8 protein-coding genes are annotated in these 13021 nt (G+C 40.5%); 2 read left to right on the top strand and 6 right to left on the bottom strand.

The annotated features are described in order from the left end of the window. Positions 1-19: 19 nt before the first annotated feature. The 4 genes from R2S10_RS17435 to R2S10_RS17420 form a co-directional block, all read right to left on the bottom strand. The gene (locus tag R2S10_RS17435) at positions 20-1906 is read right to left on the bottom strand and encodes a RagB/SusD family nutrient uptake outer membrane protein (RefSeq protein ID WP_316841686.1); all 1887 of its coding nucleotides are present in this window, start codon (positions 1904-1906) and stop codon (positions 20-22) included. A 35-nt stretch (positions 1907-1941) separates the two neighbouring features. After that, a complete protein-coding gene (locus R2S10_RS17430) occupies positions 1942-5454 on the bottom strand; it encodes a TonB-dependent receptor (RefSeq protein ID WP_316841685.1) in 3513 nt (1170 codons plus the stop codon). Between the two features lie 104 nt (positions 5455-5558). Further along, positions 5559-6743, bottom strand: coding sequence for a FecR family protein (locus R2S10_RS17425; RefSeq protein WP_316841684.1), 1185 nt, complete (start codon positions 6741-6743; stop codon positions 5559-5561). Positions 6744-6838: 95 nt separating this feature from the next. Next, on the bottom strand, positions 6839-7405 hold the full coding sequence (locus tag R2S10_RS17420; protein WP_316841683.1) for an RNA polymerase sigma-70 factor: 567 nt from the start codon (positions 7403-7405) through the stop codon (positions 6839-6841). Between the two features lie 154 nt (positions 7406-7559). Here R2S10_RS17420 and R2S10_RS17415 point away from each other — a divergent pair, with 154 nt between their 5' ends. Together R2S10_RS17415 and R2S10_RS17410 are read left to right on the top strand one after the other, a co-directional pair. Further along, positions 7560-8192, top strand: a complete 633-nt coding sequence (locus tag R2S10_RS17415) for a hypothetical protein (RefSeq protein ID WP_316841682.1) — start codon at positions 7560-7562, stop codon at positions 8190-8192. Between the two features lie 395 nt (positions 8193-8587). Beyond that, on the top strand, positions 8588-9229 hold the full coding sequence (locus tag R2S10_RS17410; RefSeq protein WP_316841681.1) for a hypothetical protein: 642 nt from the start codon (positions 8588-8590) through the stop codon (positions 9227-9229). Here R2S10_RS17410 and R2S10_RS17405 read toward each other — a convergent pair. Beyond that, on the bottom strand, positions 9226-10539 hold the full coding sequence (locus R2S10_RS17405; RefSeq protein WP_316841680.1) for a gluconate:H+ symporter: 1314 nt from the start codon (positions 10537-10539) through the stop codon (positions 9226-9228). The two genes, R2S10_RS17410 and R2S10_RS17405, sit on opposite strands and share 4 nt — an antisense overlap. A gap of 13 nt (positions 10540-10552) precedes the next feature. After that, positions 10553-12931 (bottom strand): family 20 glycosylhydrolase, encoded by a 2379-nt coding sequence (locus R2S10_RS17400; RefSeq protein ID WP_316841679.1) that lies wholly within the window; start codon positions 12929-12931, stop codon positions 10553-10555. Positions 12932-13021: the final 90 nt, after the last annotated feature.

Genomic DNA, 13021 nt, shown 5'->3' with positions numbered 1-13021 from the left:
TAAACAAGGTTTGTTTACATTAATATCCTGGATTTTGTAACAGGGAGGTATTCTTATTCACTTCATCTCTACTGAAAGGTCTGAAATAGATTTTATCCAACCATATGCGGTTTTCCTGCGCTGTCTCTACAGTAGGCGTATAGGTATAATCGTAAATTGTAGGATCATAACGATAAGTCGTTGCCAGTGTTTTACCTGGTTTAAATTTACCGGTTACCTTGATGTAGTCTGTTTTTCGACCAAGAGCTTCTTTGCCGATCAGCCATCTTCTTGCATCATGGTAGCGTTGTTCTTCATATACCATTTCAATTCTGCGTTCCTGACGGTAGGCTGCCTTTAATCCATCTTTATCAGCGACAGTTATAGCAGGCATCCCGGATCTGAAACGAATCTGGTTTAACCAGTTCTTCGCTTCAGGCAACTCATTCAATTCGATACATGCCTCAATATAGTTCATCACCGCTTCTGTGTATCTAAAGAAAGGCCAGGGTACGAACTGAGGATTAGAAGCATCTACAATATTAGGATCAGGATCCGTAAATTTCTGAGTATAATAACCGGTCCAGCTACCATTCCAATCTTCAATCTCGCTGGAACGAGTGTCCAGACCTTTGTAGGTAACTAGTTTATCCTTCACCATCAAATCATATTCTCCTGTTTGAATCTGATTGGCGGGATCTAAGTCTCCAACCACCTTATTTCTTGGTTTCCAACCTGCACCATCATACAATACTGTGGCATAAAAGCGTGGATCACGGTTTTGGTAAGGATTTGATTTTTGCGCTGGATTTGACCAACTGAACTTGGTACCATCGATCATCTCATAATCATCTACCAATAAACCAATAGGTGTATTTCCTGCCCAATTGCGGTAACCATTCGGGCCATTTGCTCTACCGAAACGCATGTCACTTCGGTCAATAAAGTACCTTGCAAAGATCAGTTCTGAAGCTGCCGCAATATCCATTCCTGGCGCTTTACTTCCTCCAGCCATTGCAATACTTTTATAATTCAAGCGACCATTTTCAGGAGTCTCCGGAGCGGTAAGTCCCATTTTGTATCCTTTACCGGCATTCATTACCACTTGTGCTGCATCTTTTGCGGCTTTCCAACGTAGCGCCTGACTATCAGTGTCATCATAAGCCAATAATGCCAATACTTCAGAAGTTGGGGTTGGACCGCCGAAGTCTAATTTCGAAAGTCCTGTTCTGGTGTGTAAATCACTTGCTGCATACAATAGTACCCTTGATTTCAAAGCCAAAGCAGCTAACTCAGTACCTCTTCCTTTATCCATGGTTCTTTTTGATAACAAGCGTTGAGCGTCCTCGCAATCTTTCAGGATAAAGTCTGTACATTCTTTGTATGTTGATCTTTTAATCTTAAAATCATCAGTAAGGACATAAGTTTTACTCACCAGTGGAATACCACCGTAATACCTCAACAGCTGATGATAAAAATAAGCACGCATAAAATGGGCTTCTCCCAGCAACCTATCTTTCAGTGACTGATCTGTTATGCCATTATTTGTACCTCCTAATCTTTCAATAGTCATGTTGCAATCTCGAATGCGGTTGTACATCTTTTTATAACCCCATGTATCGTCTACCCAACCTAATGTTGATGGGTTGATTGTACTGGAATTGATCAAATCAATTCCACGATTTGGGTGTGTAAATAAAGACTCATCAGACACTGAACTGAGCATCTGCTCAGAGAATCCGCCGTCATTAAGGCCACGGTAAATGTCTGTCACGAAAGCCTGAGCCAGGCCACCGTCTTTCCAGATCTGCTCAGCATCGATCTTATCTGGTGGGGGTACATTCAGGAAGTCCTTTTTACAGCCTGACACCAGAACTGCCATTATCGCAATTGAGAATATATATTTATTTCTTATGGTTGATTTCATCGTTCTATATGTTTTTATTCCTGATCAGGATTCCATTAAAAAGTAACTTTAACACCGGTATTAATTACCCTTGCCTGAGGATAATATTGTGAACTGGAATTTGTTGATTCCGGGTCCCAAATTTTGATCTTATCCACGGTAAACAGGTTAAGTCCGCTGACATAAAACCTCAATGCGGTTAGTCCTAATTTTTTACTGATTTTATCTGATAAAGAATAGCCCAATTCCACGTTTTTCAAGCGCACATAATTATTGCTACGAATCCAGTAGTCGTTTCTCGCAGCATTGTTCATGTCGGTATAATACGTCTTTCCACGGTTAGATAAACGCGGGTTTTCCGAACTTGGGTTGTCAATCGTCCAGCGGTTTTTATAAGACCATTCCAGGAAATTTCCGATATCTCCTGACTCCGTTAAACCAATAATCTGAACGCCACCAGTAGCCCCCTGCACCAATACAGAAAGGTCGAAGTTTTTATACTGCAGGTTGAAATTCAAACCACCTGTAAAGGTTGGTGTACTGGTTTTATCCAATCTAATCTGATCATCAGCATTGATTTTCCCATCGCCATTCCGATCTTCAAATTTCATATCACCAGGCAACAAGTTTGGCGTAATCGCACTATAGTTGATCTTATTTGCATCAATCTCGGCCTGATCTCTAAATACACCAGCAAAAGTATAAGCCAATTCTGTTCCTGTTGGCATACCCGTAGAACGTTGCCATTCCGGGGCACCAGGTGTTTCATCCCAATACACGATCTTATTTTTAGAATAACCACCGTTTACGCTTACCCCATATCCCAACTCACCAACCTGATCATTATAGCTCAGCTTAAACTCAAAACCGCGGTTATCTACTTTCCCCAAATTTACTGGAGGCAATTTTTCCGTGATTCCTGAACTTTCCGGTACCGACTTATCCTTTCTAATCAGGATATTGGTCCTTTTATTGTAGAAATAATCAAATTCAAAAGCCAGCTTATTGTCGAGGAAGGAAGCATCTAAACCCACATTCAGGTTATTGGCCACCTCCCATGTAAAGTCTGGATTGGGTACACTTGCTTCAAAGACAGTTCTGGTGATCTTGTCGTTGATCACATAGTTAGAGAAGCCACCTGTACTCAGGTATTGGTATTCTGCCAATGCCGAGCCAAAATAGGCTTCGGCACCCATTTGTCCCCAAGAACCTCTAAATTTCAAGTTGTTTACAAAGCTTACATTTTCTTTGAAGAAAGGCTCTTCAGACATACGCCAGCCTACAGATACGCCAGGAAAGAATCCAAATCGCTTGTTTGGCGGGAAGATATAAGAACCGTCTACCCTCCAAAGGAACTCTGCCAGGTATTTTTCTTTATAGTTATAGCCTACACGCCCAAAATAGCTTAAGCGGGCTCTTTTGAACAAGTTATTAGGTGCATCGGTTGGATTACCAACAGTTTGTTCCTGATCATCACCAGCCAATAGTTCTTCTAAATCAGTGGATAGAAAATACCTTCTGGAGGCATTGAATCCATCGTTATTCACCTTTTCACTGGTTACACCAGCCATTAAAGCCAGTGAATGCTCGCCAAACTTCTTATCATAATTCAACATCGAAGTTAAGTTAATGGCCAATTGCCCACCTGCGGTCTCCGATAAACTGGCGTCTTTGCGCTCTGAACTCACTGTACCTACGAGTAATGGCGTTTTTCCATCTGCTTCGAAAGAAGTCTTATCCCAGGAATACAATGTCCATGGGGTCTGCCATCTCTTCGCGCGACCGGCAAATTTATCAATAGCTGCTGTTCCGGTAAACTTTAAGCCTTCCACTCCAGGGATTTTGATCTCCACCTTACCAGTTGTTTGAAAATAATCTCTGGTATCTTTTAAGTATCCGGTTTGATCTGTTGTGGTCACATAAGGATTATATCCGAACTCAATTGCTGGTCCTGGTAAGCCATTTGGCCAAACCTCCATCTGTGTAGGTTTTCCACGCATGATCATTCTAAAGATATCGCCGGCACCTACGGTAGGGAAGTTTCTCAATTCTTCTCTTGCGGTAACCCCCAATGAGGTGGTGATGTACTTATTCAGCTTGGCTTCAAGGTTCACCCTCATGTCGTACTGCTTATATCCAGTAGCTGATTTTTTATAATAACCGTCCTGATCCAGGTATCCCATAGAAACCAGGTATCTGATGTTTTCTGCCCCTCCGCTCAATTGAATATTGTGTCTTTGTTGAGGCGACCAGTTTTTAAGTGTGGTTTTGAACCAATCTGTATTTGGGTAACGTAAAGGATCAGATCCATCACGAAAGGCTTGCATTTCTGCTGGTAGATAAGCTGCCGTTACTTTTCTATTATTATCCGTTCTTTGATATTCCCCTGTATTTTTTATGGCTTTCCATGCCGCATCCCATTGATTAACCGGTAAATCCGAACTAAAGATTTTCAGTTCATTTAAGATCTCTGCGTATTGCACAGAATTGGCCATTTTTGGCGTCCGCGTAGGTTGTTGTAAACCATAAGAGAAATCGTAGGAGAACTGTGGTTTACCACTTTTACCTTGTTTTGTAGTTACCAGGATTACCCCATTTGCTGCTCTGGAACCATAAATGGCGGCAGAAGCATCCTTTAAAACAGAAACACTTTCTATGTCGTTAGGATTTAGACGCTCTAAACCTCCTGCTCTGTTTGGTACTCCATCTATTACAATTAAAGCGTCGTTATTTCCTAAAGAGTTCACTCCACGAATACGGATGGCAGAACCATCATAGCCCGGCTCACCGCTAGATTGAATAGCAGTTACCCCCGGCATACGTCCTGCTAATGAATTTGAAAGGTTTGCCGTAGGCGATTTCGCCAATTCTGAGCCTTTCACAGAAGCAATTGCACCAGAAACGACTGCTTTTTTCTGCGTACCATAACCTACCACTACAATTTCGGAAAGGTCTTCTGCCTTTTCAGACATGGTTACATTGATCACAGGCCTATTATTTACCGGAATCTCCTGGGTTACATAACCCATATAGGTAAAAATAAGGGTACCATTATCAGGAACTTTAATGCTATAATTTCCTTTAGCATCTGTCATAGTTCCCTGTGTACCCCCTTTAAGTTTAACACTCACCCCAGGAACACCTCCTCCTGTGGCATCAGTAACCGCTCCTTTCACGATCACTTCTGCCATTCCAGAATTTTGTGTGCGGATCACCACTAACTGGTTCTCCAAGGTTTGAAATTTCAATCCAGTACCTTCTAAAAAGATCTTCAGTGCATCCAGCACCAGGATATCGCTTTCTACAAGGGTAATGTTTTTATTAAGGGGCAGGTCGGTTTCACTGTATAACAGTCTGAAATTCCCTTTCTTTTGGAGGATGCTCAAGGCATCCTTTAACTTCACCTTTTTCAGGTCGAGATCAACCTTAGAATATTGTGAATAAGTAGACGCCGAAACTTGCAAACACAAGACGAACGACAAAACAAAGCTCCAGTTTAACATCAATAGAATTTTTTTTCGGGAAAATCCGGCACATAGAACTTTATTGCACAGTTCTTTTTTTTTCATAGATTTGTCAATTTCAAAGTTAAAAATCTGATAATGGTAGTTTTAACTACCGCTTGAAGGTTGGGAAAGGGGGAAAATGTTGGCGCATTTACTCCCTTTTTTTGTTAGTAAATAATTACGTCATCTGCTTTTAGTTTAAAGTGAAATGGTTTGATTAATTGCATGGCGGTTAAGGCCTCTTTAATATTTTCATTTTTCAGTACTCCCGTAAAGCGATAATCCTTAGGAATACTGGCACCGAGTTCAATATGTACATTAAACCAACGCTCTAACCTTGGCTTTAAATCTTCCAGTGATTCATTTTGAAACACTAGCATATTGTCTTTCCAGGAGGTTTCTTCTATATATTCAGATCCGGCAATACGAACCGGTATAACATGCTCCACCATAAGATCCAATGGCATATCTTCTTCCTGTTTTCCGTTTTTATTTAAGTGCTTTTTTTGTGGTGTACTGGTCGCAAACTTTTCTGAAGGTTTCAGAATGATCTTTTGAGCGGGTTGGTCGTTCATAGACAATTCTATAGAACCTCGCAACAGGGTAGCTTCCGTCCCCTTATCTTTTGCATAAGCTTTTACATTGAATGCCGTTCCCAATACTTTGACCGATAGCTTTTCTGTACGCACTAAAAAAGGTTTATTCTTACGGTGCGACACATCAAAAAAGGCTTCTCCATCAAGGTAAACTATCCGCTGTGCCTGATCATCCAGCTGACTATCATAAGACAAGCTGCTTTCTGCGTTAAGCCACACCAGTGTGCCATCAGGAAGTAAGATCTTTTTGCGAGTCCCCTTACCGCTGAACACCTGCGTATCAAATTCTTTAGCATTATTTTTCAGGTAAAAGAAAGAAGCCATAGCAATGATGCATATTCCGCAGGCAACACCAAGAAGGCTGAGGTGTGTTTTGAACCAGGAGCTAAGTTTAATGATTTTCCCTTCCGGAGCTTGTTCCGATGTTAAATTTTCTTCTGACACAGCTTTTTGAGCTGCGATTAGGCCTGAGGATTTTTCCTTCCCTAAGGGTGATGGATTAGATTCGGATTCCGGGGACTTAAATCCAAGTTCAGCCCTGAATTTCAGCTCATGTGCCTCATAAAAGGCATCCAGCTCTTGCTCATCCATCTCGGACATTCCATCCTGTTTAGCCCAGATTTCAGAGACAACTTCGTCAAAATGCACTGCATCGGAAAAGGAAGTCATGAGTACTTTTAACTCTTCCAATTCGCGCGCCGTAGCCTCATTAGCCTGTTTACGGGCCAACAGTTCTATGATTCTGTTATTATCCATAAGGATGGTTCGTTCTGAAGTTTATATTGGTTGTAGGTATAGGACAATATTTTTCAGAAAACTCCCTAGTGGATTCGTAAAAAAAATAAAATAAATTATTGGAGGTGTACTTCCATCTGTAAAACTACTGCCAGTTTTTTTAGGGCAGTGACCAAATGGGCATCTACAGTTTTGACAGAAATATTCAAAAGATTAGCCGTTTCTTTATAGCTGAGGCCATCTTCTTTGATCAGTTTGAATACCATTTTACACTTATCAGGAAGGGATTGGGTGGCCCGTTCCAATCTTTTCTTTAGCTCTCCATTGATCAGCAATTGTTCTGGATTTAAAGAATCTAATGCCACTTCGACCTCAATATCATCTATAGAAACCAGTTCATGCCTGGCATGTTTGTTTAAAACATTCAAAGAAAGGTTCCTTGCAATCACCAGCGCATAAACCTTCACATTTTCTACTTCCGGTAAATTCTTCCTGTTTTTCCATAGGGTGATCATGACATCACTGGCCACTTCTTCCGACAACTCTTTAGACTTCAAGAGACAATAACTGAAACGATACAATACCGGAAATAAATATTTGAAGAACTGTTTGTATGCAGTTGCGCTATCATACAAGGCAATGTGACTAATCAGGTTATTTAAGTCGGATGAATGCTTGGACATTGTGGTTTGGTTTGGTTTGATTAATTCAAATGTAACATTTTTACGATACCATCCAAATATTTCTATATTTACATAAAATAGAACTTTCTGATTTTAAAACTGTTACTTGTCCTAATCTATAGTGTTATTTGTACATTAACAAGAAAATTATTAAATGTATAAACAAGCCATTTTATTTTATAAAACAAGCTGGCCTGGACTGATATTGATGCTCATTTTCAGTTTCTGCTTATTTTTCGGCTTCTTCAAAGCCGCCGCTCCCAATTTATTTTATGAAAAAGAAAGGGGAACAATTGATACCGCCAAAATTGGTATGGGTTATTATCAAAACAACCATACGGTCTCTCTAAAACTTCGGGAAAAAGAAAGCTTGCTGGAACAGGATTATCCGATGTGGTGGTATGCGCCGCACCCTACTGCCAAAGACTTAAAATCAGGCACAGAAATTACAGTTTACAAAAAAAAGGATAGCCCTCGTTTTTATGGGATCCACAGTGATAAACATACCATTCAACCCGCCTGGTTTGATATTTTAACCAGATATTTCAACTCCAGATTACCGCTATTCCTAATGATCAGCTGTCTGATTCTAGTCTCCATATACCACTTTCAGGAACTGATTAAAAACACCTGGTTATGGCTTCCATATGCAACCGGAATCCTGGTTTTTCTGGTTTTCTGGGGCTATCTAAATGTGATCATTTTCCTGATCGTCGCCAGCATTTTGCTGAAGTATATTTTGAAAAAAAGAAAAGACAGAATCAGTAGTCAGCCCACAATTTCGTAGCAAATTGCTGAACTGAAATTAAACCCATTCTTCTAAAAAAACAAGCATTTCTGACAATTAATAATTGAAAAAGAATCCATATTGTATTCGGGAAGAGTGGCTGGTTCGGATAGGTTTGGGAAGGGCTTCAGTTAGGGTTGGCTTAGGGTTGCAATACTCTTTACCTATACTAACCCTAAGCCAACCCTATCCGAACCCTAACTGAACCCAGGTCTCTTCAACTCCAAAACCAGGAGCCTTTAAATTTTTGCTACTCTTGAAGCAAGCTTAAAAAACACAGGCTGAATTCAGCATAAATCGCAGGACAACTAATTGATTTGGAAGTATTTTGCAATTAACGTAATTTTGTAAACTGCTAAGGGGATGATATCAAAATAAGCAATACTTACATGAGGATGAGGAAAGAGAAAATGCCTGTATTTGTACAGGTGATGTATGGTACAGTAATCAGCTTAAGCTTTTTCAGATTGGCACTTGAAATCCCTGGCAATTTAAGATTGGTCAATTCATATCCTGAATTCATCCATTTCCTCACAGGCCCTTCTTTTTTCAGATTGTTGTTCCTATTCCTGACCTTCCTATTGATTCTACAGGAATGGGTGATGCAGGAACAGGTAAAACAGTCAAAAACACAAAGCCTCTGGCGTTATTTCCCACAGCTTATGGCTTTATTTTGTGTTTCTCAACTCTTTATTTCCGTTGAAACCTTACACCTGAAGTACTGGTATGCAGCTGCTCTTGGCTATACGATCAGTAATGCCTTTTACTTCTTTTTGATTAATCGGGAGAAAAACCGCGCCATTAATGCGGTGCATTATGTCAGGTATCTGCTTCAAATATTCCTACTGGAAATATTTTTCTTTATCATTCCTACTGATTTCATTTGGAAATTCTACCTTATTGCCGTGTTGCTCAGCGCTTATTTACTGATATTTTTCTCCTGGCTAACTAAAGTCCTTGTTCTGTATTTCCAGCTGCAGGAAAGCCCTGAAAGCCCAAGACCCGAATACCAACCGGTTTTAAATCCTCAAGACTAAATCAGTTGGTTTAAAATCAGTACGCCAAATAAGCCTATTACCGCTACCAAAGTCTCCATTACCGACCATGAACGGATGGTTTCTTTAATACTCAGGTTAAAATATTCTTTAAACATCCAGAATCCAGGATCGTTCACATGAGAGAACATCAAGCTTCCTGCACCAATGGAGAGTACCATCAGCTCTGGATTTACATTAGAATTGATCATAAGTGGTGCAATAATCCCCGCAGCAGTTAAGCCTGCAACTGTTGCGGAACCCAGACATACCCGGATCACCGCAGCAATCAACCAACCCAAAAACAAAGGCTCTATAGACCATGCCGCCAATACATTACCAATTTCCAGACTCACTCCACTATCTGAAAGAATTTGTTTTAAGGCTCCGGAACCCGCAATAATTAATAAAATCATCGCTATATCTTTTACTGCCTCTCCATAAATCGACATCACCTCCTTCATGCTTTTACCCATTTTTATCCCTAATGTAAAAGTGGTTAGACACAAGGTGAGCAGCATTACTATCGAAGGTTCTGCTAAAAATCCAGCAAATGTGGTCACTGAAGAATTGTCTTTAAACAGCAACACACATACCGTAGTTATCGCCATTACAATGACAGGTAATAAAGCAGAAATGAAACTGTTCCAGGCACCCGGCAGCTTGTCTTCAGGTAAATCCTCAGATTGAAAGGTTTTTAAAGGGACAGCTACAATAGCTTTCAATGTTCTTGCATACAATGGACCGGCGATTACAATTGCAGGAATGGCCAATAAAATCCCGTAAAACATAGTCATCCCCATATTCGCATGAAATTGTAGCACCAATGCGGCAGGAGAAGGATGTGGCGGCAAAAAACCATGGGTAACCGACAAAGCAGCCAACATAGGTAAGCCCAGATAAACAGCAGGTAGCTTATACTTATACACCACCGAAAAGATCAGGGGTACCATCAACACAAAACCGACATTGTAAAACAAGGGAATTCCAATGATAAAACCTGTCGTCATCAACCCCCATTGAATGTATTTACGTCCAAAAACTTTCATCATGACTGAGGCAATTTTTTGTGCAGCACCACTTGCGGCCACCAATTTACCCAGCATTGCACCAAACACGATCACCATCACCAGCGAACCCAGGATGTCTCCTACCCCTTTTTGCAGCGATTTAGTAATGCCCGATAAGGGAACCCCCAGTAATAATCCTGCCAAAATTGACACCAATAGAAAAGCAATGAAAGCATTTACTTTGCCCCAGGTGGTGAGCAAAACAAGTAACAAAATACAGCCTACAACGATAAATAAGGTCATGAATCAAGGGGTTTTAATTGATTATAATTTCATCTGCCATCAGCCAGGCCTTTTCTCCTTCTCCATATTCTCCTTTCGGAATTATTCCTACATTTTCAGCTAGCACCCTCACATATCTCAGCTGCTGTGTTGGAAACCGGGCGTTTACTTTATTGATCCCGTTAAGATCGAACTTTTCCTGGGTAAATATTTCTTTATAAATTTTTCCATCCACCGACACCATAAAACGAAGACGTTTTGGTGCCCACATCCGTTGCCAGTGGTAATTTAGAACATTGATACCTATTGTTGACACCGATGTTGGCTTTCCTAAATCCACGATTACATCCAGGTCCTTTGCACTAAAACCTAGCCATTGACTGTCATTAAAGCGATGATGCCCTTCTAATCCATTCAAGAGGAGCTTTGCAGGAAAGCTGTATTTTCCTGCAGGCGGATTCGCCAGTGTAATTTCTTTTCCCAACCCCAAATGATGTTGGAAATGCTGATTAAATACCCTACCTATAGCGCGTTTTCCAATAAATAACTGTGCTTTCAACTCCGCAGAACGATCTAATGTTATGGCTTGTTTATATGGCTTACTGGTAGCAGAGGGTTTAGAACCATCGGTAGTATACCTGATTAATGCATTCGGCAAAGTGCTATTTAGCGCTACCGTTATGGTTTTCCCATTTTGCCAATTTGCAGTAATCTCATCATAATAAGGAAAATAGTTAACTTTTTTCTTTTTCAGCAAGCTCTCCTGATGACGCAACTTCTTTAAAAACCAGGAGTAATCTTTCCTGCCCTTTTCCGACCAGCCGATTTCAGATACCGCCAATGCACGCGGGAAAACCATATATTCCAGGTGTTTTTCATCACCCATGTATTCTGTCCAGACTCCAGCCTGAATTCCTTTAATATAACTCGCTTCTTCCGGACTCAATGCATCAGGAACAGGCTCATAAGCATAGACCTTTGATAGCGGCGTATAATTACCCGCAGCCACCGGTTCATTTGTATTTAAACTCTGATAATAATCCAGGTAAAGCAAGTTTTCTGGAGTCATGATGACCTCGTAACCCGCTTTCGCCGCAGCAATACCACTCTGCTCGCCTCTCCAGTTCATAATGGTGGTATTTTTAGAAATTCCACCTTCCAATACCTCGTCCCAACCAATTGCTTTTTTATTTTTAGTAGCAAGGTACCGTTCTATACGGTTCATAAAATAACCCTGAAGTTCATGTTCATCTTTAAGGCCTTCGGTTTTAATACGCTGCTGACATTTCGGGCAATTTTTCCATTTTAACTTAGGACATTCATCTCCACCAATGTGTACATAAGCATAAGGAAACAGGCTAACCACCTCATCTAACACATCCTCCATAAATTTGTAGACTTGTTCATTTCCCGCGCAAAAGACATCATCAAATACGCCCCAGAATTGTGCGGTCTGATAAGGACCACCTGTACAACCCAGTTCCGGATAGGCAGTCAGCGCAGCAAGTGCGTGACCAGGCATTTCGATCTCAGGTAATACATTTACATATTTAGAACTTGCATAAGCTACTACTTCTTTAATCTGTTCCTGCGTATAGTATCCGCCATATTTCTTACCATCAAAAGTATGAGGCGTTTCTTTTTTATGACCGATAATCGTTCCTGAGCGCCATGCCGACACTGATTGTAACTTAGGATACTTCTTTATTTCTATTCTCCAGCCCTGATCTTCTGTAAGGTGCCAGTGAAAAATATTGAATTTATAAAGTGATAAGAGGTCAATAAACTTTTTCAGGAAATCTACAGTGTATAAATGCCTCCCCACATCCAGGTGCATCCCTCGATAATTAAACCGGGGATAATCTCTGATTTCTCCCTGAGGCAGGGATAGGATGTTTTTATCGGAGCGCTGTAACAGCTGAATCAGCGATTGTATGCCATAGAATACACCGGATGGGTCATGTCCAACAATAGAAATCTGGTCTTTTTGAATCAAAAGATGGTATCCACTTTTCTCTGTTACCTTGATGGAGTCCAGTAACAATACCAACTGTTGCTTTCCAAACCCTGCTTTTCCTAAGTCCGAGTTAAGTGCTGTCGCATCATCTCCCTCCACATTTAAAGAAAGTAAATAGCCCGTATAAGAGCGAATGGCCTCATTAAGCAAGGCTGCATTGGCCGCTAATGATTCGGAGTAAACGATCCTGCTTTCAGGATGAATCTCCATCGCTTGTCCAGTGCTTTTGGCATAAACTGGTTCAGGAATCACCTTAAATAAAGAATCCTGAGCATGTAAAGCCATGCTTGAAAAAAGTAATCCTAAAACCAGTATCAACTTAAAGTGAAACTTTACATCTTGACTTCTGGTATTCCGTTTATTTCCGAAAATCATACCTATATATTTGGTTTGCATATTTTTTGCAACAAAACACGCGTTTCAAACATAAGAATTAAATAATTAAGTTTCTGCTCTTCAATTAATTTATTCAAATGAAGTTTTTTG

The organism is Pedobacter gandavensis (genome assembly GCF_032678745.1).
Classification (GTDB): Bacteria; Bacteroidota; Bacteroidia; order Sphingobacteriales; family Sphingobacteriaceae; genus Pedobacter; species Pedobacter gandavensis_C.
Note: the sequence above shows the minus strand (reverse complement) of the source record. Positions and strands in the feature narration are given on the sequence as shown.